The sequence below is a fragment of the Streptomyces sp. NPDC093591 genome (assembly GCF_044764885.1).
In the GTDB taxonomy this organism is placed as follows: domain Bacteria; phylum Actinomycetota; class Actinomycetes; order Streptomycetales; family Streptomycetaceae; genus Streptomyces.
Map to the genome: position 1 here is coordinate 120241 of NZ_JBIWIY010000016.1, position 21864 is coordinate 142104.

At 72.0% G+C, this 21864-nt stretch carries 18 protein-coding genes and 1 pseudogene; 8 read left to right on the forward strand and 11 right to left on the reverse strand.

What is annotated here, in order from left to right; genetic code table 11:
- Positions 1-354 precede the first annotated feature (354 nt).
- The 5 genes and pseudogenes from ACIREI_RS30960 to ACIREI_RS30980 form a co-directional block, all read left to right on the forward strand.
- A pseudogene (locus ACIREI_RS30960) lies at positions 355-579 on the forward strand (alcohol dehydrogenase catalytic domain-containing protein); the annotation flags it as partial.
- 76 nt (positions 580-655) lie between these two features.
- Complete coding sequence (locus ACIREI_RS30965; protein ID WP_403340059.1) at positions 656-847, forward strand: hypothetical protein; 192 nt, start codon at positions 656-658, stop codon at positions 845-847.
- 291 nt (positions 848-1138) lie between these two features.
- Entirely contained in the window at positions 1139-1471 is a 333-nt protein-coding gene (locus ACIREI_RS30970) for a hypothetical protein (RefSeq protein WP_403340062.1), read from the forward strand.
- A 113-nt stretch (positions 1472-1584) separates the two neighbouring features.
- Positions 1585-2589: an esterase/lipase family protein gene (locus ACIREI_RS30975; protein WP_403339701.1), complete on the forward strand. Its 1005-nt coding sequence runs from the start codon at positions 1585-1587 to the stop codon at positions 2587-2589.
- A 107-nt stretch (positions 2590-2696) separates the two neighbouring features.
- Positions 2697-3398 (forward strand): SCO4225 family membrane protein, encoded by a 702-nt coding sequence (locus ACIREI_RS30980; RefSeq protein WP_403339704.1) that lies wholly within the window; start codon positions 2697-2699, stop codon positions 3396-3398.
- A 12-nt stretch (positions 3399-3410) separates the two neighbouring features.
- On the opposite strand, the gene ACIREI_RS30985 is transcribed toward ACIREI_RS30980, so the two are convergent.
- The 6 genes from ACIREI_RS30985 to ACIREI_RS31010 all read right to left on the reverse strand — a co-directional run bounded on the left by ACIREI_RS30985 (position 3411) and on the right by ACIREI_RS31010 (position 9903).
- Positions 3411-5153 (reverse strand): VanW family protein, encoded by a 1743-nt coding sequence (locus ACIREI_RS30985; protein WP_403339707.1) that lies wholly within the window; start codon positions 5151-5153, stop codon positions 3411-3413.
- Positions 5154-5318: 165 nt separating this feature from the next.
- Positions 5319-6473, reverse strand: coding sequence for a DUF475 domain-containing protein (locus ACIREI_RS30990; protein ID WP_403339710.1), 1155 nt, complete (start codon positions 6471-6473; stop codon positions 5319-5321).
- A 2-nt stretch (positions 6474-6475) separates the two neighbouring features.
- Positions 6476-6871 (reverse strand): universal stress protein, encoded by a 396-nt coding sequence (locus tag ACIREI_RS30995; RefSeq protein ID WP_403339713.1) that lies wholly within the window; start codon positions 6869-6871, stop codon positions 6476-6478.
- Between the two features lie 26 nt (positions 6872-6897).
- Positions 6898-8400, reverse strand: coding sequence for a tripartite tricarboxylate transporter permease (locus ACIREI_RS31000; RefSeq protein ID WP_403339716.1), 1503 nt, complete (start codon positions 8398-8400; stop codon positions 6898-6900).
- A 7-nt stretch (positions 8401-8407) separates the two neighbouring features.
- On the reverse strand, positions 8408-8944 hold the full coding sequence (locus ACIREI_RS31005) for a tripartite tricarboxylate transporter TctB family protein (RefSeq protein ID WP_403339718.1): 537 nt from the start codon (positions 8942-8944) through the stop codon (positions 8408-8410).
- Positions 8941-9903, reverse strand: coding sequence for a Bug family tripartite tricarboxylate transporter substrate binding protein (locus ACIREI_RS31010; protein ID WP_403340036.1), 963 nt, complete (start codon positions 9901-9903; stop codon positions 8941-8943). The genes ACIREI_RS31005 and ACIREI_RS31010 overlap by 4 nt, the downstream gene beginning before the upstream one ends.
- Before the next feature lie 145 nt (positions 9904-10048).
- Between ACIREI_RS31010 and ACIREI_RS31015 the strand changes: the two genes are divergently transcribed.
- Together ACIREI_RS31015 and ACIREI_RS31020 are read left to right on the forward strand one after the other, a co-directional pair.
- A complete protein-coding gene (locus ACIREI_RS31015) occupies positions 10049-11728 on the forward strand; it encodes an ATP-binding protein (RefSeq protein WP_403339721.1) in 1680 nt (559 codons plus the stop codon).
- 13 nt (positions 11729-11741) lie between these two features.
- On the forward strand, positions 11742-12422 hold the full coding sequence (locus ACIREI_RS31020) for a response regulator (RefSeq protein ID WP_403339724.1): 681 nt from the start codon (positions 11742-11744) through the stop codon (positions 12420-12422).
- On the opposite strand, the gene ACIREI_RS31025 is transcribed toward ACIREI_RS31020, so the two are convergent.
- Positions 12419-12733: a dsRBD fold-containing protein gene (locus tag ACIREI_RS31025; protein ID WP_403339727.1), complete on the reverse strand. Its 315-nt coding sequence runs from the start codon at positions 12731-12733 to the stop codon at positions 12419-12421. The two genes, ACIREI_RS31020 and ACIREI_RS31025, sit on opposite strands and share 4 nt — an antisense overlap.
- A 517-nt stretch (positions 12734-13250) precedes the next feature.
- Here ACIREI_RS31025 and ACIREI_RS31030 point away from each other — a divergent pair.
- Complete coding sequence (locus tag ACIREI_RS31030; RefSeq protein WP_403339730.1) at positions 13251-13562, forward strand: ATP-binding protein; 312 nt, start codon at positions 13251-13253, stop codon at positions 13560-13562.
- On the opposite strand, the gene ACIREI_RS31035 is transcribed toward ACIREI_RS31030, so the two are convergent.
- The 4 genes from ACIREI_RS31035 to ACIREI_RS31050 form a co-directional block, all read right to left on the reverse strand.
- Entirely contained in the window at positions 13495-14172 is a 678-nt protein-coding gene (locus tag ACIREI_RS31035) for a hypothetical protein (RefSeq protein WP_403339733.1), read from the reverse strand. The two genes, ACIREI_RS31030 and ACIREI_RS31035, sit on opposite strands and share 68 nt — an antisense overlap.
- Positions 14173-14525: 353 nt before the next feature.
- Positions 14526-15560 carry a rod shape-determining protein gene (locus ACIREI_RS31040; protein ID WP_403339735.1) on the reverse strand — a complete coding sequence of 345 codons (1035 nt, stop codon included), beginning with the start codon at positions 15558-15560 and terminating at the stop codon, positions 14526-14528.
- 240 nt (positions 15561-15800) lie between these two features.
- The gene (locus tag ACIREI_RS31045; protein WP_403339738.1) at positions 15801-20864 is read right to left on the reverse strand and encodes an SAV_2336 N-terminal domain-related protein; all 5064 of its coding nucleotides are present in this window, start codon (positions 20862-20864) and stop codon (positions 15801-15803) included.
- The gene (locus tag ACIREI_RS31050; RefSeq protein WP_403339740.1) at positions 20854-21858 is read right to left on the reverse strand and encodes an AAA family ATPase; all 1005 of its coding nucleotides are present in this window, start codon (positions 21856-21858) and stop codon (positions 20854-20856) included. The genes ACIREI_RS31045 and ACIREI_RS31050 overlap by 11 nt, the downstream gene beginning before the upstream one ends.
- Positions 21859-21864 lie beyond the last annotated feature (6 nt).

The following is a 21864-nucleotide window of genomic DNA, read 5'->3' on the forward strand; positions in this document are numbered from 1 at the left end:
TGCAGTCTCCACCGGTTCGGGAGACGCGGGCCAGCCTAGGGCGCCGACCCGGGATTCGCCGGGACAGGCCGGCGTCACCTCACGTCTCGCCCAGCAGCACGCGCACCGACTCCCACGCCGTCCCCGCGACCGTACGCAGCGCCTCGGTCGTCGCGCCGTCCCGGGCCCGGTGCGACATGCCCTGGACGATCACCCCGGCCAACTCGGCGACCGCGCGCGTCGGCGCCGGACGGGAGGGCGCCCGCGTCGATGTCGGCGCTGATGCGGGCCTCCAGGCGGTCGATGTTGGAGGGGTTGTTCACAGGCTCCGCGACCAGCCCCTCCAACCGTGGTCACCCACCCGGGAAGGACCCCATGCCGGCCACGGCCACCCACCGCGCGATCGTCCGCCACGGCACCACCTGCCGTATCGAAGAGGTCCCCACCCCGGACCCCGGCGACGGCGAACTCCTGCTCGCACCCGAGCAGGTGAGCATGTGCGGCACCGACATCCAGATCCTGCGCGGCGACCGCGACGACCCCTCACCCGTCGTCGGGCACGAGGGCGCCGCCCGGGTCGTCGCCGCCGGACCCGGCACCGACGGCTTCGCCCCGGCGACCGGGTGGTCGTCAACCCCACCCACCCCGGCGCCCCTCGTTCCTCCTCGGACACAACGTGCCGGGCCTCTTCCAGCAACGCGTCCTCATCGGCGCCTCGGCCGTCCGCGGCGGACTGGTCTCCCCTCTCCCCGAAGACCTCCCCGCCGCCCGCGCCACCCTCGTCGAGCCGTACGCCGTCGTCCGCTACGCCCCGTCCTGCCTGGCCACCTCCGCGCCCGACACCTGGTCGTCCACGGCGACGGCCTGACCGGCAATCTCGCCGCCCTGCTCGCACCCCGCTTCCTCTTCCCCACGGTCCGGGTCGTCGTGGTCCACCGCACCGAGGCCGGCCTCAAATGGACCCAGGCCCACTTCCCCCACACGGTGAGCGTCCTGGCCACCGCCCCCTCGACCGGCATGTCACCGGCACTGTCGCACTCCTCGTCACCACCCACCGCGGCGGAACCGTCCCCTCCGTCGAAGCCGCCGTCACGGCCCTCGGCGAGCGCCTGGTCGCCGTCCACCCCTCGGCGGCGTCCCGCCCCGCGCCACCACTCCCTTGCTGCCGGGCGTCGACCCCGACGGCGTCCGCCGCGCGGGCACCGGCGGCCCCTGGCCCGCGGCCACCACCACCTTCACCCGCCCGGGCCTGAGCCTCACCCTCAGCGGCAACCGCGGCGTCACCAACCCCCAGTTCCTCGCCGCCGCCGAAGCCCTGCGCACCGACAGCACCGCCGGCCCGCTCCTCACCCACGTCATGGCCCTGGAACCCGGCGTTCACCACCTCAACCGGATCATCGGCGACCGCACCCGCACCGTCGACGGCGAACTCGTCGTCCGCCTGGTCATCGACCTGGGGAACACCCGGGTACGCCGTGGGCTGGACGGATGAAAACGATCTGCTCCATCAGAGGTGCCGCGAGCGGTTGTTGAACGCCGCGCGGAGCCACTCCTCGATCATCTTCGCGTCGGCGCTCGGCCGGCTCTGAGGCGAGGAGTGGACCGATGGCGGACCGCAGTGTTTCCCGGGGACGGTCGAACCGGCGGCGCGGCAGGTGGGCCGCGCTCTGCGGGGGGCTGGCCCTGACGGTGACCCTGGGGCTCCAGGGCGGGGCCGCCGCATCCGACACACCCGCCCCGGCGCGACCGCAGGGGCGGATCCTCGACATCCCCACGGCGGCGGCCGGGGGGCTCCTCCACCCGGACGCGTCGCCGCCCGGCGCCAACGACTGGAGTTGCCGGCCCACGCGCAAGCATCCGCGCCCGGTCGTGCTGCTGCACGGGTCCGCGGCCAACGCCTACATCAACTGGGGCATGCTGTCCCCGTGGCTCAAGCGGCAGGGGTACTGCGTCTTCGCCCCCAACTACGGCGGGGCGCCCGGTAGTCCGTTCAAGGCCACCGGGCCCATCGCGGCCTCCGCCCGGCAGATCGCCCGCTACGTCGACCGCGTACGCAAGGCCACCGGCGCCCGCCAGGTCGACCTCGTCGGACACTCCCAGGGAGGCGGCCCGACGCCCCGCTGGTATCTGCGGTTCGAGGGCGGCACGGATCCCGCGCATCCGAAGCGGAACAAGGTGCGCAGCCTCATCGCCCTGGCCCCGTCCAACCACGGCGGGAACATCTCCGGCATCGGCACCCTGACCACCAGGCTGGGCCTCAACCCGGCCGTGTCCGCGCTGGTCGGCCAGGCGTGGTCGGACCAGATGGTCGGCTCCGAGATGAACAGGAAGCTGGACCGGGACGGGGACACCCAGCCCGGGGTCCGCTACACCGTCATCGCCACCCGCTACGACGAGTTCGCCACCCCGTACACGAACAACTTCCTGACCGCCGGGCCGGGCGCGACCGTGCGGAACATCCTGATCCAGGAGATCTGCCCGCAGGACCTCTCCGACCACCTGTCGCTCGCCTACGACACCAACGCCGCCCAACTCGTGAGCAACGCCCTCGACCCCGCTCACGCACGGCCCGTGCGCTGCGGCCTCTCCCTGCCCGTACTCGGCGGCTGAAGTAGGTCCTGCGCCGCCCCGCCCCTGAGTACGCGTACTCATGCCCGGGTGCGCCCTCCGGTCCACCGTGGAGAAACACCGAACCGGACCGACCCGAGGGAACACCGATGCCGAACACGTCCCGTCCGAGCGGCCTCCCGCGGCTGCGCCGGCTCCTCGGGCTCGCCACGGACAACTGGCTCGCCCGGGGCTATCTGGCTGTCGTCGCCGTCGGAGTGGGAGTCATGGTCCTCTTCCCGGACAGCGGCTTCGCCGAGAGCCCGATGATGCTCACCGCGCCCCTCTCCTTCGCGCCCGTGATCCTGCCCTTCGGTCCCGGAACCGAGGGCGGCGGGGCGGTCGAGGTGCTCGCCGTCGGCTCCTGGGCCGTATGGCTGCTGGTGTGCGCCGTCGTGAACGCCGCCGTGCTCGGTGCCCTCGTCACGAGGTCCGGGGCCGCCGCGACGGACGGGGCCGGTGCCGCGCGGCCCCGCACGGGCAGGGTCCGGGAGCTGCTGGCGCCCGCGGTGGACAACTGGCTCGCGCGTGCGTACCTCGCCGTGGTCGCGGCGTCGCTGGTGTTCTTCCTGTGGGCCGCGTACCTGTCGCCGGACCCGGGGTTCGCCGGGATCTGGCCGCTGATGGCCACGGCGCCGTTCAGCATCCTCGCCCTGGTGGTGACGGGGCCCCTGGAGTGGGTCACCTCGCTGTCCTGGCTGAGCCCGTTGCTGTTCTGTGCCGGTGCGGGCCTGGCCGGGCTGTTCAACGCCGTGCTGCTGGGCCGGTTCGCCCACCGGCTGCGGGGCGGGGCAGCGCGCCCGGCTGTCTGACGGGCGCACGCGTCACTCGCAGACGATCTCGTCACGCGGCGTGTAATGGGTGCGGAACGGCTCCCGCTTCACTTCCCGGCCGTCGGCGTGGAAGATCCGCTCCACCTCGACGTCGAACCCTTCGAGCGGGGTCTGCGGCACGCACTTCTCGTCGGTGCTCACCTTCTTCTCCGGCTCCTTGACGTTCTCGCGCGGCCCCGTGACCGACTCGATCTCGTCGTACTTGCGGGTGCCGAGGAAGGTGATGGTCACCGAGGTGTCGGTGGACTCGGCCTGGATGTAGATGGCGTTGCCGGAGTCGTTCTTGAACCGCAGGTCCAGGCTGCCCCAGGCGACCGTCGCCTCGCGGCCCTCCGGGTAGCGCTCGATGTAGAAGGAGTGGGCGCCGTACTCCACCGGCTTGACCCCGGCGAAGAACATCGCGTTGAACATGGTCGTGGCCACGGCCGAGACACCGCCGCCGGGCGCCTTGGTGAACTCGTCGTTGAGGATCATGATGCCCTCGGTGAAGCCGTTGGCCTCGGTGCGCTCACCGACCGTCCTGTTGAAGCTCCAGGTCCGGTCCGGCAGGACGACGGAGCCGTTGATCAGTTCCGCGGCCCGGCCGATGTTCTTCGTGCGGTACGGGGCGGGTTCGAAGTTGACGGTGAAGGAGGACATCTTCTCCGTCAGGCCCAGCCGCTCGGCGTTCTCGGCGGTCACCTGCGGCTCGGTCACGCGGGCGGCCACCTCGCCGGTGCGGGCGGTGATGCCCGACTTGGTGAGCAGCGGCAGCACGGCCTGGCCCAGCGCCTTGTCGGTGACCTGGACGCCGGGCCTGGCGTCGTCGGCCGCCACGACCTCGTCGCCGTCGAGGCCCAGCGTGGCGTTCCGGGGCTCGGCGGGCAGGTCGGACAGGGGCTCGGCCACCGCGGGAGCGGCCCGCAGACCCTTGGCGTCCAGCTTCGGGGTCAGCTTGCCGGCGCTGTCCGGCCGCATCGTCAGGTACTCGCCGAGGACGTCCGGGTCGATCGTGAACCGTTCGCCCGCCGCCGCGAGCCTGACCGGCGCCGACATGGCCGGCTCCGCGAACTCGCGCACCGCCCTCCGCACCTCCGCCGCCGTGACCTCGGGTTTCGTCGTGCGGGCGGGCAGGGCGGTGACGGAGTCGGCCTTGCCGCTGAGGAAGGCGGTGCGCAGGGGGTCGACGGCGGCGTCCGTGTCCAGCGCGTAGCCGTTGCGCGGGGCGACCTGGCGGACCTCGCCGTCGGCGAAGGTGACGGCGCCGTCGCGGACCTTCTGGTCCAGTGACTTCGCCAGCTTTCCGAGGCCGGCGTGCGCCTTGTCCTCGTCGACGCGTACGACCGGCTCGACGGCGCCGCCCGAGCGGAAGAGGCCGCCGATCACGGTGAACGGATCGGCGGCGTGGGTGCGCGCCGCGTGGTCGACCGTCCTGTCGTAGTCGAAGGTGATGCCGACCTGCCGCGGATCGACCGTGCCCTTGCGGTCGCCGACGGTCACGGTCAGCTCGCGCGACCCGGCCGGGCCCAGCCGGTCCTCCAGCTTCCGGACGGCCTCCGCACGGCTCAGGCCCCCGATGTCGACACCGCGCACCGTCGTGCCGGCGTCTATGTCACCGCCCGCGAGCAGCAGCCCGGCGACGTACAGGCCGCCGATACCGACGGTCAGCGCGCCGCCCGCCAGGGCGAGGGGCGGAAGGGAGGCGATACGGGGAGCTGAGGAGGGTCGCGGGACGGAGGGTACGCGCAGGCGCATGGGTCTCCCGGGCGGATGGTCGGCTGGGACGGCGCGTCCGATGACGCGCCGCTGTGCGCGAGGCAAGCACATCCAGCTAGCCATAATCGGGCGAAAACGCCTATGTCGCAGACCACGTATGTTTCAGATCACGTCGCGTGTCCCGCCCGGGAGCCCCCTCGCCCGTCATGCCCCTGACGGCACCTCCGCCTTCTCGCCCTTCGCCTCCGGCGTCACCTCGTCCCCCTCCGACGCCGCCAGTGCCTTGTTGCGGCGGACGGAGGCGACGAAGGACGCGGCGATCAGGACGACGCCGATCAGGCCGGTGATGATCTCGCTGATCTGGTACTCGATGGTGACCAGCAGGATCGTGGCGAGGGCACCGATGGCGTAGTGGGCGCCGTGCTCCAGGTAGACGTAGTCGTCGAGGGTGCCCTGGCGCACGAGGTACACGGTCAGCGACCGGACGTACATCGCGCCGATGCCGAGGCCGAGCGCCATCCAGAAGATGTGGTTGGTGATGGCGAAGGCGCCGATCACGCCGTCGAAGGAGAAGGACGCGTCCAGGACCTCCAGGTAGAGGAAGAGGAAGAACGCGGCCTTGCCGGCCAGGGCGACCGCCGAGACCGGCCGGCCCTCGGCCCTGGCCTTCTCCTCCTCCTCGTGTTCGTGTTCCTCCTCCTCTTCGAGCTTGTCCTCGAAGTAGCCGGAGAGGCCGCCGACCACGAGATAGGTGATCAGACCGGCCACGCCGGAGAGCAGGACGGTGGCGGTCTTGTCCGCGTGGCCCGTGCTGACGTGGGCGTGGGTGGCGAAGGCCATCGCCGTGACCAGCAGGGCGACGAGGGCCACACAGACCGACAGCATGTCGATCCTGCCGAGCTTCGCGAGCGGGCGCTCCAGCCAGGTCAGCCACTTGATGTCGCGGTCCTCCAGGATGAAGTCCAGGAAGATCATCAGCAGGAACATGCCGCCGAAGGCCGCGATCGCCGGGTGGGCGTCGGTGACCAGGTCCTCGTAGCGCCCGGGTTCGTCGAGGGCGAGCTGGACCGCCTCGAAGGGGCCGACCTTGGCGCTGATCGCGACGATCACCACCGGGAAGATCAGCCGCATGGCGAACACCGCGATCAGGATGCCGACGGTGAGGAAGATCTTCTGCCAGAAGGCGTTCATCTTCTTCAGGATCCCGGCGTTGACGACCGCGTTGTCGAAGGACAGCGAGATCTCCAGGACCGACAGGATCAGTACGATCCCGAAGGCCTCCCAGCCCCACTGCCACGCGGCGAAGGCCAGGCCGAGCGCCGTGACGGCGAACGACCAGCCGAAGGTCCGCAGCACCATCGTCAGCCCGCCGCCTTCACGGCGAGGACCGGGCAGCCCACGCCCAGCAGGATCTGCTGGGCCTGCGAGCCCATGATCAGCTTGCCGACCGCGCTGCGCCGCCGCAGACCGATCACGACCAGGGACGCGTCCTTCTCCTGCGCGAGGTCGATGATCTCCTCGGCGGCGTCACGGGCGCCGAGGACCTGACGGATGTCGAAGTCGATGCCCAGGGCCGCGAGATCCTCGCGCACATGGGACAGGTCGGGTTCCTGGGCGAAGCGCGGATCCACGATCGCGTCGCCCCGGGAGGTGTTCACCACCAGCAGCTTCTCCTCGCGCCGACGCGCCTCGTCGATCGCCGCGCGCAGGGCCGCCTCCCCCTCGGGGGAGGGGACGTAGCCGACCAGAATGGTCATCTCGATCTCCAGATGTCTCGGATGCCTCAGGCGGCGCTTCGCGCGCGCAGCGGACGGACGACGAACCGGCCTATCAGCGGCCACACCAGGACCAGCGCGATCACCGCGTAGACCGTGTACGACACCGGCCCGCCCAGCAGTCCCGACAGCTCGCCGCCGGACAGCTGCAGGGAGCGCCGGCCCTGCAGTTCCGCGCGCGGGCCCAGGATCACGCCGACGATCAGCGGCAGGACCGGCAGCCCGAAGCGGCGCATGGCGAAGCCGAGCAGGCCCAGGGTGAGCAGGATGAACAGGTCGAGGGGCTGGGCGTTGACGGCGTAGGCGCCCATCGTGGCGAAGAACAGGATGCCCGCGTAGAGGTAGGGGCGCGGGATCTGCAGCAGCTTCGCCCAGGCCGGGGCCAGGGGGAGGTTCAGCAGCAGGAGCAGCAGGTTCCCGATGAAGAGGCTGGCGATCAGGACCCAGACCAGGTTCGCCTCGCGCTCGAAGAGCAGCGGGCCGGGCTGGATGCCGTACGACTGGAAGGCCGCCAGCATGACCGCCGCCGTGGCGTTCGTCGGGAGGCCGAGCGCCAGCATCGGGACCAGCGTGCCCGCCGCGGACGCGTTGTTCGCGGCCTCCGGGCCCGCCACGCCCTCGATCGCGCCCTTGCCGAACTCCTCGGGGTGCTTGGTGAGCCGCTTCTCCGTGGCGTACGACATGAAGGTCGGGATCTCCGCGCCACCGGCCGGCAACGCGCCGAACGGGAAGCCGTACGCCGTCCCGCGCAGCCAGGGCTTCCAGGACCGCTGCCAGTCCTTCTTGCCCATCCACGGGCGGCCGACCGGGATCACCTCGGCGGGCCTGCGGCGCAGATGCGCGGCCACCCACAGCGCCTCGCCGACGGCGAAGATGCCGACCGCGACCACCACGACGTCGATGCCGTCGGCCAGTTGCGGGCTGCCGAGGGTCAGGCGCTGCTGGCCCGACACCGTGTCGATGCCGACCAGGCCGATCGTCAGGCCCAGCAGGAGCGAGACGAGGCCCCGGATGCGGGAGGAGCCCAGCACCGATGTGACGGCTATGAACGCCAGCAGCATCAGCGCGAAGTAGTCGGGCGCGCCGAGGCTCACCGCGAAGTCCACCACGAACGGGGTGACCAGGACCAGCAGCAGCGTGCCGATGGTGCCCGCGACGAAGGAGCCGATCGCCGCCGTCGCGAGGGCCTGGGCCGCCCGGCCCGCCTTCGCCATCTTGTTGCCCTCGATGGCCGTGACCACCGACGACGACTCACCGGGCGTGTTCAGCAGGATCGACGTCGTCGAGCCGCCGTACATGCCGCCGTAGAAGATGCCGGCGAACATGATGAACGCCTGCACCGGCTCCATGCCGTAGGTGATCGGCAGGAGCAGCGCCACCGTCATCGCCGGGCCGATGCCCGGCAGGACGCCCACCGCGGTGCCGATGACGACACCGATCAGGGCGAGCAGCAGGTTCATCGGGTCCATGACGTCCGCGAAGCCCTGCATGAGGTTGTTCAGATTGTCCATCAGGGCCTCACAGGATTCCTTGCAGGACGCCGGCGGGGAGGTTCACGCCGAGGCCGATGGCGAACGCGTAGAACGTCGTCAGGGAGAGCGTCGCCGAGATCAGCAGGTTGCGGATGTAGTGGCGGTTGCCGAGCGCGAACGCCGTGCCCCAGAAGAGCAGGCCGCCACTGATCACCCAGCCGAGCCGCTCGATGAGCAGCGCGTTCGCCACGAACACCGCGATCAGCAGCACGACCGTGCGCCAGTCGCTGCCGCCCGACAGGTCGACGTCCTCGCCGGCCTCCGGCTCACCGCGGCCGCCCCGGGCCACGTCGACGGCGTACAGCACCGCGAGCAGCACCAGGAGCGCGCCCAGGAGCAGCGGGACCGCGCGCGGGCCGACCGGGTCGGTGCCGCTGGTGATGTGCGGGATGCCGAGGGCGTCCACGATCACCGCGGTGCCCAGCAGGGCGAGGAACGCGCACACGCCGTACTGTGCGCGGTCCCCGCCCTCCCGGGGTGGCCGGGAGTCCTCCACGGTCCGGTCCTCAGTCTGCGAACTCATGCCAGCCCGAGCTCGGTCAGCAGGTCGGCGACCGCCTTGTCCTGCTCGGTCAGGTAGGAGCCGAACTCGTCACCGGTGGCGAAGGCGTCGACCCAGCCGTTCTTCTCCAGCTGCGCCTTCCACTCGTCCGAGTCGTGCATCTTGGTCAGCGAGTCGATCCAGGTCTGCTTCTGCTCGTCGGTGATGCCGGGAGGGGCCACGATGCCGCGCCAGTTGGTGAAGACCAGGTCGATGCCCTCGTCCTTGAGAGTGGGGGCGTCCTTCAGCGCGTCGACCGGCTTCTCGCTGCTGACCGCGAGCACCCGCACCTGGCCCGCCTCGACCTGGTCGAGGAACTCACCGAAGCCGCTCGCCCCGAAGGCGATCTTGTTGCCGAGGATGGCCGGGAGCAGTTCACCGCCACCGTCGTAGGAGACGTAGTTGACGTCCTTCGGCTTGATGCCGACGGCCTTCGCCAGCTGCATCGGCAGCAGGTGGTCGGGGCCGCCCGGCGAGGAGCCGCCGCCGACCGCGAACTTCTTGGGGTTCTTCTTCCAGGCGGTGACGAGGTCGTCCATCGTCTTGTACGGGGAGTCCTTCGGCACGACGATCGCGCCGGCCTCCTCGATCAGCTTGGCGAGCGGCGTGGTGTCGGTCAGCGTCGCCTTGGACTTGGAGGTGTACGAGGCTCCGACGACACCGAGGCCCATCTGCATGGCCATCTTGCCGTTGCCCTTCTCGTTCACCAGGCGCTGCAGGCCCACGGTGCCGCTGGCGCCGGGCAGGTTGAACACCTGGACGCCGGAGGCGACCTTGGTGTCCTGCATGACCTGGGTGACGGTGCGGGCGGTGAGGTCGTAACCGCTGCCCGGGGTGTTGGGGACCATGAGGCGCAGGCCCGTCACGGGCTTCCCGGACCCGCTTCCGCTCCCGGACTCCTCCTTGTCGGCGGTGGCACCACAGGCACTGACCGCGAGCATGGACGCGGCGGCAAGAGCTCCGACAAGTGCGGCTCGTCGAGTTCTCATGGCTCATCTCTTTCGCTTGGGCCGATCCGGCGCCATGATTGTGCGATTCCTGAGACACCCCGTCTCGGTTCTGTGACCATTGAAGGTTGAGTTCATAGTGGTCATAACGGCACTGCGACAACGGCGCCATACGCTCGCCGGTGAGCTGCTGAGATGGCAGCTCGCCATTGTCGTGATCGTGCTGGCCGCCGTCGCCGCGGTCTCGCTCGCGCAGTCGCAGTCGACCTTCGACCGGGTCGAGGGGCGACGGGTCACCGCGCTCGCCGAGGAGATGGCGGGCAACCCCCTCGTGCGCACCCAGCTCGTCCGCCCCGCCCCGGCCGAGATGCTCGCGCCGCTGCTCCAGTCCACGCTGACCAGGTCCGGCGTCACCTCCGCCACCGTCGCCGACGCCGACGGGAAGATCGTCGCCTCGACCAACCCCACGCTGGTCGGGACGCGGATGCCGACCGACGGTCCGCAGATCGCCGCGGGGCGGGGCTGGTCCGGCGAGCTGCCCGTGAACGGCGTCACCGAGCTGGTGGCGCAGGCGCCGGTGCTGGGGGCGGAGGACAAGAACGCCGGGGACCACCTCGGCACCGTGATGATCGGGCGGGCCTCGCCGTCGGTCTGGCAGCGGCTGGTCGGCGCCTCGTCCTACCTGCTCGTCTACCTCGGCGTCGCCAGCGTCCTCGGCGTGGCCGGTTCCTGGCTGCTGGCCCGGCGGATCAAACGCCAGACCTTCGGCATGGAGCCGCGCGAGATCGCCGGGCTCGCCGAACACCGGGAGGCGATGCTGTTCGGGATCGCCGAGGGAGTCGTGGCCCTCGACCCGCACCAGCGGCTCACGCTGGTGAACGCGGTCGGCCGCAAGCTGCTCGACCTGCCCGAGAACTGCGTCGGCATGAGCCTCGCCGACCTGGGGATCGAGGGGCGGCTGTACGACGTCCTGGCCGGAACCGGGCCCGAGGGCGAGCCCGGCGATCTCGCGCGGCGGGACGAGGTGGTCGTACGCCGGGGCCGCGTCCTGGTCATGAACCGGATGGACGTCACCAAGGACGGCCGCCGCCTCGGCTCCGTGACGACCCTCCGCGACCGCACCGAACTCGCCCAGCTGGAGCGGGAGTTGGGCTCCTTTCGCAGCACCACCGAGCTGCTGCGCGCCCAGGCCCACGAGTTCTCCAACCAGCTGCACACCATCTCCGGGCTCATCCAGATCGGCGAGCACGACGAGGTCGTACGGTACGTTCGCGCCCTGCGCAAACACCGTGAGTCGCTCGACCTGCACCTCACCAGCCGGGTCCGCGACCGGGCCGTCGCCGCGCTGCTCATGGCGAAGTCGGCACTCGCCGCCGAGCGCAAGGTGCGGCTGAAGATCTCCGAGCGCACGGCCCTGGAACGCCTGGAGCCGACCGACTCGGCGGACGTGGCGACCGTGCTCGGCAACCTCGTGGACAACGCGGTCGACGCGGCCACGAGCGGTTCCAGGGCGGGAGACGACGCCCCCGAGGCGTGGGTGGAGGTCGAGCTGCGCCAGGACGCCTCCAGCGTGGAGATCGTCGTACGCGACTCGGGGCCGGGGGTGGCGCCCGAGCTCGCGCAGGAGGTGTTCTCGCACGGGTTCACCACCAAGGCCGCCCTGGGTGGCGACCGGGGGATCGGACTGGCCCTGACCCGGCTGGTGTGCAAACGCCGGGGAGGTGAGGTGTCGGTGGCCAACACGCAGTCCGGCGCCATGTTCACCGCCCGGATGTCCGTCGGCCGTCCGGCCGACCGAGCGACGGAGGGGGTCAGATGACGGAGGGAGTCCGATGATCGACGTCCTGATCGTGGAGGACGACTTCATGGTGGCGCGGATCCACCGCGGATTCGTCAACGACGTCGACGGGTTCCAGGTGGTCGGCACGGCGAACTGCGGCGAGCAGGCGCTCACCGCCGTCGCCGAGCTGCAACCCGACCTGGTCCTGCTCGACCTCTACCTGCCCGACATGTTCGGGCTGGAGATCATCCCCCGGCTGCGGACCGCCGGCCACGACTGCGACGTCATGGTGATCAGCGCGGCGCGTGAGTCGGACGCGGTCCGGGGCGCGGTACGCCAGGGCGTCGTCGACTATCTGCTCAAGCCCTTCGACGCCGGGGACCTGAGGGCACGTCTGGAGCAGTACGCGGCCCGGCGCAGCAACCTCTACGCCGCCGTGGTCAGCGGCCAGTCCGATGTGGACCGGGCGCTGGCCCGCGGCGCGGCACCGGCCGCCACGACGACCACCCTTCCCAAGGGCATGAGTGTGGAGACCGCCGAGCTGATCGAGCGCGAGCTGCGGGCGACCGACGGCAGCCTCTCCGCCGCCGAGTGCGCGGCCCGGCTCGGGGTGTCACGGGTCAGCGCCCGCCGGTACCTGGAGCACTTCAGCGTCACCGGGCAGGCGGAGGTGTCGCTGCGCTACGGGCACGCGGGGCGGCCGGAGCGGCGGTACAGCTGGCTGGGCGGTTAGGGCGTCTCCCACGCCCGGCCGCCGCCTCCCTGATCGGCCGGGCCGGCCAGCTGCACGATGTCGTCGGACGCGATGTCGTGCAGCCTGATGGCCAGGTCCTCCAGGGCGCGGCTGGCGGCGAGTTCGTCGCCGATCTCCGCGATGGGCCGGTCGATCGGATTGCGGTGGGCCACACCACGGCCGGTGACGGCCGGCGTGCCCCCCTCGGGCGTGTCCTGGGACGTGTCCTGCGTGGTCAGCACGGCCTCGGCGCGGGTGTCGTCGCCGTCCTCGGTGATGTGGATCCGGACGGTCCAGTTCTTGTCTTCCATCGAGATCACTTCCGTACGGGGTCGGAAAAGAACCCCCCACTGACGAGCGTGCGCCTGTTCCCCGGCCGGGTCCAGCGCGAGCGGCATCTGCCAACCGCTCCTGCCGCGGAGGCATGACAAGAGTCTCCGTGGGCACGATGTGCCACAAGGTTGCGGAGAGAAGGCCGCTCGCAACGGACCCGAGCCATCGAACGAGGAGGGCGCCATGAACCCCCAGGCCCACGTCCGTGTGCGTGTCACCCGCCGGCCCGCCGCTCCCCGCGACACCAGGGGCGAGATCGACCGGCGCACCCCCTCGGGGCGGATCCTGCCGTACTGACACCGGGCCCGTCCGCCCTCACCGACGTAGCGTGAGGGCATGCGGGTGCTGGTCGTCGAGGACGAGGAGCGGTTCGCGGCGGGGCGCTACGCCGAGTGTCCTGACCGAGGTCGCCCAGCGCCGGTTCGTCTCCGACGCCGCCTCGCACGAACTGCGCCCACGCGTCGCCACCGTCCGGTCCGGGACGAGGCCGTACGCATGCAGCGCCTCGTCGACGACCTGCTGCTCGCCCGCGCCGACGAGAGCGACCCTGCCGCACCCGGCCTGCGCGTCGAGAGGCTGGAGGGCGACGGCCCCGGCATCCCGGCCGCCGAACGGGCGCGGGTCTTCGACGATTTCGTACGGCTGGTCGAGTCCCGTGCGCGCGGGGCGGGCGGCGTTGGTCTGGGCCTCGCGATCGTCGCGGAGGTGGCGGCGTGCTCCCCGGACCGACCTGCCTGCCTCACAACGCGTACCAACCGCCTCTCTTCGCCGCCTCGTTCGGGTCGAACGACTGATGGAGGCCGATGAGTGCGGCGATCAGCCGGGGATCCCAGCCATCGGCGAAGACCTGGTACCCCTCCATCATGCCCCGGAAGACGATGTGGGCGTGGCCCGAGCCGTCCCGCCACGTCACCCGGCGGGGCGAGCGGATGCGTTCGTCGTCGCCCCAGTCGGAGAAGAACGCCCAGATCGCCACCAACAGGCTGAGGGGCAGCCCGAACGGCCACCACAGCACCCACCACATCATGCGGCCCCCGAAGCCCCGCAGGGCCGGACCCACGACCGGCTCCAGCGTCCAGCGCGTCCGGCCGATCCAGAACAGTGGGCGCCGGCGCAGCGTGATCCGGCCGAGCGGCGTGCCGTACGGGTCCTCGACGCGGTAGACGGCGGACTGCCCGGTCAACCGCGACAGGGGACGCTCGGTCACCACCCGGGCGAGGGGGCCGTTGCCGCTGTGTCCGTGGGCGACGATGTGGAAGGCACGGTCGGAGCCGGACAGATCCAGCGCGGTGACGGCGGTCGTGTCGCGGTGGAGCCGCATCGCACCGCTTCCGCCCTGGCTCAGCTCGACCGAACTCTTGATCATCGGCGTGGGCTGGTCGTACACCGCGTGATAGGTCAATTGCCCCTGGGACACGCTCTCCCTCTCCCCGTATGACGACGTGTGACGTACTCGGCCGGTGATCTTCTCACCCCGGTTTTCCGACACCGCGTTCAGGGGCGTTCAGGTGCTTTCGGTCCATCGGAGGGGCGGCGCGGGCCGGTGGCGGGGGAGCTGTCCCGGGTGACGTCACCAGCCTCGAACTCGTCTGGGAGCGGCTGAAGGGCGAAGCACCCCGGGCCGGGGCGGCCGCGATCACGGCGGACCTGCGCGAGGCCCCGCGAGGCCGCCGACCGCAAGGACGTGGCGGCGGCCGGGCGGCCGGTGCCGAGTCTGATGGAGGAGATCGCCGCGCTGCCGCACTGACGCCGGCCGCGGTGACGCCGCGCTCAGGTGGCCGGGTCCAGCTGGAGTGGCTCGACCCTGCCCTCCAGCATGGTGCCCAAGCCCTGCACGGCGCAGATGTCGGGCCGCTCGGCGATGTGCACGGGCATCTGCGTCGCCTGGCGCAGCATCTGGTCGAACCCGGGCAGCAGCGCACTGCCGCCGACCATCATGATCCCCCGGTCGGCGAGGTCGGCGACCAGATCGGGCGGGCAGTCGCGCAGCACCTTGCCGATGCTGTCGAGGACGACGGTGAGCGGGGTCTGGATGGCGTGCCGTACGGCGGCGGTGTCGACCTTGACGCTGCGGGCGAGGCCGGTGCAGACGTCGCGGCCGTGGATCTCGGTGGAGGCCGGGCCGTGGGGCGTGAGCCCGTTCCCGGACAGGGCGAGCTGCAGGGGCCGTACGCTCTGGCTGGGCAGCATGAGCTCGTGCTCGTGCCGCAGGTGCTGCACGATGGCGTGGTCCACGGCCTCACCGCCGACCCGGACGCGTTCGGCGGTGACGATGTTGCCGAGGGAGAGCACGGCGACCTCGGTCGCGGCCGCCCCGCACACCATGATCATGCTGGCCTCGGGCTGCTCCACGGGCAGCCCGCAGCCCACGGCGGCGGCGATCAGCGTGTCCACGAGCTCCACACGCCGCGTGCCGAGCCCGACGAGGGTCTCGATGGCGGCGCGCTGGGCGAGCGGGTCGGCGTTGTGCGGAGTGCAGACCGCGGCGCGCAGGAACGGCTTGCGGCGCAGGGTGCGGCGCATCTTGTCACCGAGGAGCTGCCGCAGCATGCGCTGCGCCATCTCGATGTCGACGACGGTGCCTCCGGAGACGGGCCGTACGACGCGGATGTAGTCCGGGGTACGGCCGGTCATCTTCTCCGCGAACTCACCGACCGCGATGAGGGCACCGGTACGGGTGTTGACGGCGGCGGCGGAGGGCTGGTCGACGACGAGTCCGGCGCCCTTGACGTAGACGCGGGTCCTGGCCGCCCCCAGGTCGACGGCGAAGTGGCAGCGGCGTAGCTGCTCCGGAGTGGCGGTCATGGGGGGTCCTCCCGAGAGCGCAGACCATGGGTCCGCCGGGTGGGTGGCGGGCCTAGCTTGGGGTGTGGGCCTTGATTGCGGGCCCGCCGCGCGGCGGGCCTCCTTGACATCGATCGTGCGGTCTGCGTGGTGGGGGGCGCCTTCTGGAGGGGGCCGGGTGGGGTGCGGCTGAATGGGGGTTTGTCTGTTATGCCTGGTGCGGGTCCCTCGTAAGGATCTGGCGGCTCCCCGATACGCGGCTCATCGGGACCGGGCGGCCGTGAGCAGCGGACGGAGGCTGGAAACGAGGAGCACTTCGCGGTCCGTCCCGCGCAGCCGCGTCCGGGTCTGTTCGTTCGGGGAGAAGCCGATGAACGGCACGCCCGCGGCACGGGCGGCGATCTGTTCAGCGACGGTGGACCCGATCAGCACACAGTCGGCGGCGCGCGCACCGAGCTCGTGGAGAGCCTGACGGAGGACATACGGGTCCGGCATGAGGCGGGCGAGATCCGCACCGCGGCCGTGCACGCCGCCGGGCACGCGGGAGGTCAGCCCCCGCCGCTCCAGGTGCTTCACGGCGGCGAGCCTCGCCCGGTCGGTCACCACGGCCGGGCGGGCCCCGCCCGCGTGCAGGGCGTTGACCAACTGGCTGGACGAGGGGACGGGGTGCGCGGTGGCGGCCGCCAGTACGTCGTGCCGGTCGACCCGGCCGCGCACCTCCTCGGCCAGTTCGTGTCCCGCGAACGCCCGCAGCAGGTCGAGGGAGTTGGCGTACCCCTCCAGCGGCTGACGCGGACCCTCCCGCTCCAGCAGCGGGCGCCCGGAAAGGGCGTCTTCCGGATCGCGCTCCTCCAGGATCAGACGGGCGACGTCCCGGAGGACCTGCCGTTCCTCGTCCGCCGGGTACAACCGGGTCAGCACTCCGTCGAAGCCGAGCAGCACGCAGTCGGCGCGGACGATCAGGTCCGACGGCGTGGAACTGACGGGACGCGTCCAGTGTGCGAGGGTGCCGACGGCGGCGGTCCGGAACACGGTCGGGAGGGACCAGTGAACGAGGTAGCCGGGCACGTGCCTGTCGCCCAGGGCTCGCCTGAGCTCGTTGCCGTACGAGCCCCGCGCACCGCGCAGAGTGCCGGTGAGCAGTTCGGGCAGGTCCAGGTCCGGACTGCTCGCGGCCCTCACGGGGTCGCTGACGCGCCACCTCACCTCGACGCCGGGAACGTCCTCGGGCGCGAGGCGGCGCTCCGTCAGATCGACCTCGAAGTAGTGCCACCTCGCGCGGACGTGTTCGGGTGCCGAGCGGACGACCGCGTAGTCCGCGGGGACCAGCTCGCCGCCGGGCAGAGAGACGACGATCTTGCTTTCGCCTCCGGGAAGGGGGATCTGTCCGTCGGACGGCACGGGGAAGGGGCCGGCCACCGCCGTGCCGGCCGACGGTGCGGACTCGGATGCGCGGGCGAAGGCCGGACTGCGCAGCATGTCGGTCATGTCGATCAGCACGGTCGCGGCGGACGGGTCGGGCACCTCGGCGGGGTGAACGGTGCTGTACCACCCCGTGCCGTCGCTGAGCTGCGCGAACCGGTCCGCGCCGAGGGAGCTTTCCGTGACCTCCACGAAGTGCCAGAACTCCGAGACGGCGATGATCGCCTGGAGCCCGGACACGTTCAGCGCGGCAGTGACCGTCTCGGTGTCGGGCCGGTCGCTGTGCACCTCGCCCTCGGCCGGCCCGAACCGCGTCTCCCAGAAGTCGACCCGAAGACGACGGCCCTCCAGGCGGCCCAGCAGTTCCGGCAGCCCGGCCACCGTCGCCCGGAAGAGGGGGGCTCCGTCCAGGTACGGCCGCATCAGCAGCGTGAAGCCGCGGTCCGTGTCCCTGAGCAGATACTCGCCCGGGACGAAACCGCTCGCCTCGAAGCCGCTCGCCTCGACCAGGATCATGACCAGGCGGCGGAGCTCGGCGCGTGCCTCGTCGGTCGGCGGACCGTCCACGAACTCGAAGCCGACGCAGTCATGCTGCTCGGGGTCCGGCTCCTCCTCGGGATCGAGGTCCGGCGGGGGCTCGTCGTACGCGTCCTCGACCTGCCCGAGCGACAGCGTGTCTTCGACGGCGAACAGGCTGTCCGGTACGTAGTCCTGGGGGAGCGGGAGGTTCTCGGACAGCTCTTCCCGGAGCCTCGGGTGGTCGTCCTCCGGAGGGACGAAGCCCTCCGGCAGCTCGTCGGGGGCGGCGACGAAGCCGTACGCGATGTCGGTGTCGGTGGCCGTGTCGGACGGCTCCTCGTACGCCGAGCCGTCCGCCGAGCCGTCCGGGGCATCGCCGAACTCGTCCCGCAACTCGCGCCCCAGGGCCAGTAGTTCGGGGTTCTGGCCGCCGGACAGCTCGTACTCCTCGTACACCTCCAGGGCTTCCTCGACGCGCCCCTGGCGACGCAGGGCGATCAGGTACAGGCGACGGAAGTCCTCACGGGCCGGGTGGAGCCGCAGCAGCTCCGCGAGGTCGGTGGCAGCCCGTTCGAACTCGCCGAGTTCCAGGTCGAGTTCGGCGCGGCCTCGCAGGAGGCCGAGGCGGAGCTGCTGGAGGCGGGTGCGGGCGGTGCGGGCGGCGGGTCCGGGGACGTCCGCGAGGGCGTCGTCGCCGCTCCAGAGGCTCAGCGCCTCGGTGACCAGGGCACGGGATTCGGCGAAGGAACCGGCCCCGCGGGCTTCGTCGGCCCGGCGGACCAGTTCGTCGCAGTGGACGATGTCCACGTAGTCCACGCTGGTGTGCAGGGCGTAGCGGCCGCCGGAGTGCGAGGCCAGTGAGCCGGCGCCCAGTGAGATCCGCAACCGGGAGGCCATCCTGCTCAGCTCGGCCGCGGTGTCCGCCGGTCTGTCGTCCGCGTCCCACAGCCCGGCCCGGAGTTCGTCGTGGGTCACGGCGCGGCCGGGCTTGAGCAGCAGCATGGCGAGCATGGCGGCGCAGTCCGGCGGTACATGGCGGGGGCGGTCCGGGAACTCGGCCTGCAGGGGCCCCAGGACCCGGTAGCGGAGCTGGGCGTAGGCCGCATGGAGAGAGGGGGACCGGCTCAGTTCGAGGAGCCGGTCCAAGCCGTCCCTCGCGCGGTTCGGGGTCAGCAGTTCGGCGAGTGCGTCAGCGAACTGCGCGCGGAAGGGCGGCGGGACATGGACCAGTCGGTCCGGCTGCACCCAACGCGTCGGCCGGCTCGGGCCCGCCGCCAACTGGAACAGCAGATCGACGAGTGCCCGCCGGTCCTCGGCGGGCCCCTCAGGCATCGAGGGCCGCCTCGTCGGGGCGAGGATGAGCTTGACGGTGCCGTCGGGCAGCAGGACGACCCGCGGCATGATCAGACCGCCATGGGTGACCCCGGCGTCGTGGAGGGCGAGGACGGCCTCCGTGAGCTGAGCCGCGAGGGACATCAGCAGGGGCGGGGGGAGGTCGTAACCGCTGCCTGCGATCAGGGAGTTGAGGTCGATACCGTCCAGGTGTTCCGAGACGAGGTACGGCCTGTCCCCTTCGAACCCGAAGTCGTGCACGGTCGTCACATGGGGGGTGTCCAGGTCCTGGAGCCGCTGCGCGTCGCGCAGGAACGCCGACCGCCAGTCGGGGTTCGTGATCGGTTTGAGCAGCCGCACGGTCACGATCCGGTCCGTGTCCGCGTCATGGGCCCGCCACTGGTTCGAGTGCGGCGCGAGCTTCTCCAACAGCCGGTAGCGGTCGCCCACGACCTCCCTCACGGGCTCCGGTTCCGGCGCCCGGCGGTCCCCGCTCAGCGCGCCCACACTCTCCGGACGCACCGTGGCGAACGGCTCGGCGTCCACCACGGTCGCCGTACCCGACGCCGCCGGGGTCGACGCCCGGAACTCGCCCGGTGCCGTGCCGGCCCGCTCGTCGATCAACCCGCCCACATGGGCCAGCAGTTCGGTCGTGCGCTCGCGCGCCGTCCGCGGCAGGCTGCGCAGCAGCAGCTCCCGCACCCCGTCCCGGAAGGCGTACGAACCGGGTGGGCCGGGCACGCCCGTGAGCATGCCGCTGAGGATGACCTCCGCGAGGTGCTGGGGGCGGGGGCACGGTTCGAGGCCGGCGTGGACCAGGCGCATGACCGGCAGGTCCGGGCGGCCCAGCGCGAGGTGGCCGGCCAGCCGGAACGCCTCCGGGGAGGCCGTCGCGCGAAAGCGCAGGACCAGCTCCTCGGGGGCCAGGACGGTGAGGTCCGTACGGCTGTCGGAGTCGCCCGGCGGCGGTCCGTGCAGCAGAGCCGCGGCCCCGGGGACCTCCCGCCCGCCCGGCGCCGCGACCAGCGAGGCCCAGTTCGCCAGCCAGTCCGGGCCCGGCTCCAGCACGGGCACCGCGACCGCGCCGTCGGGCTCGGCCTCCGGCTCGTCGTACGGCAGGAAGACCAGCGAGGCCGAGGGCGCTGCCGGATGCGGTGCGGACAGCCGGCCGGGGGCGGCGGGCAGGGCCGTGTCCCGCCAGAGGTGTTCCGGCAGGGGCTGTACGACGGCCAGCGGCATCCGGTGCGCCCAGCGGCGCAGCGTGCCGAACCAGCGTGGGCCGACCGGGCCCTGCCGCCACTGCGGGCCCATGCAGTCGCTGACCAGGAGGGTGACCGTGCGCCCGTCGGTGGGTGTCGGGGTGCCCGGGCGCACGCTGCCGTCGGGATCGGCGCGGTGCACGGTGACCGTGCGGAAGATGCCCGACTGGGCGAGCGCCGTGTGCAGTTCACGGATCAGGGGGCGCCATACCGCCATCGTGGGGCCGGCGTCGTACACCAGGTTCAGCCGCAGCCAGCGCTCCCGTGCCGGGCGCAGCACGGGCAGCCACCACTCGGGGGCGGCGCCCAGCCGGGCGATGCGGTCGACGGTGGCCCGCTCGTCCAGTTCGAGGCGGTCGGGCGCGTCGGTACGGCGCTTGAGCGGGCGCAGGGAGCGCTGCAGGGCCAGCGGGTGGCGCAGCATCGGGGGCGCGGGGGCCAGGAGGGTGGCGTGTGGGACGGCGGGCGCGGCCGGGGCCGGGGCCGGTCCCCGCGGGGCGGGGAGGTGGAGCGGGGCACGCGGCGGGGGCGCCACGGACGTGGGTCCGGGCGGGGGCGGGGTGCCGTCGGGCGCCCGCTCGCGTGGAGGAGGCGGTGTCGGCGCGGGGGCGTCAGGGGCACGCGCCTCTTCGGCGGCGGCCTCCGAGGCTGACTCGGTGGGCTCCATGTGGCGGGCCAGCCACAGGAGTTCGGCCAGTTCGAGCGGGGTCGGGCGCACCCCGTCGGCCGCCTCGGCCAGCACGTCGGCCAGGCGGACCAGCGGCGGGCGCCGACCGGCGCTCTCAGAAGGCATCGGTCGGCGACGCCTCACTCAGATACGGCATCAGCTGCTCGGCCAGCTCGTCCAGGGAGTCGACGTCCAGGCCGGAGGAGCGGGCCAGGTAGATCGCGTTGAGGAGCTGGTCGGTGGCCAGGTCACCGCCGCCCACCCGGGACAGGAACCGGCTGATCAGGGTCTGTGCGTAGGCGTCGGGCTCCCCGTCGAAGTGGGCGCGGACGATGTCGGCGAGATGACGGTCGTCGGGCTGGCGCAGGCGCAGTGTGACGCAGCGGCGCAGGAAGGCGGGCGGGAACTCGCGCTCGCCGTTGCTGGTGAGGACGACGAACGGGAAGGTCCGGCAGCGGACCCGGCCGCCCTCCACTGCCACCCGTTGGTCGGTGCCGTCGATCATCACCTCGGCGGTGGGGGTGTCGCGGGCGGTGCGGATCAGCTCGGGGATCTCGTACTGCCCCTCCTCCAGGACGTTCAGCAGGTCGTTGGGCAGATCGAGGTCGCTCTTGTCGATCTCGTCGATGAGGAGGGCGCGGGGACGGGCGTAAGGGAGGAGGGCGGTGCCGAGCGGGCCGAGGCGCAGATGGTCCTCGATGCCGGCCTCCGCCGCGGGTGCGTTCCGGGCCGCGTACAGCCGGGACAGCGGGTCGTACTGGTAGAGGCCGTCGTGGAGCGTGCTCCGGCTGGTGATGTTCCAGCGCAGGACCGGGCCGAGCCCGAGCTCGCGGGCGACCGCGTACACGAGGGAGGACTTGCCGGTGCCGGGCGGGCCCGTCACGAGCAGGGGACGTCTCAAATAGAGGGCGGCGTTGACCAGTTGGACCGTCTGTGCCGTGGCCCGGTATGTCTCGGCGCGGTGGGTGCGGTCCGGGGAGACGGCGTCGGCGTCGGCGGTCGCGTCCGGCGGATCGAGTACCGGGCCGCCGTTGAAGGCACGCCAGGGCGGGGGCGGCGGCAGCAGGGTGATGCCGTCGTGCGGCTCGTTGGTGCCGGTGTAGACGGGCCACAGGGGCATGGGTCT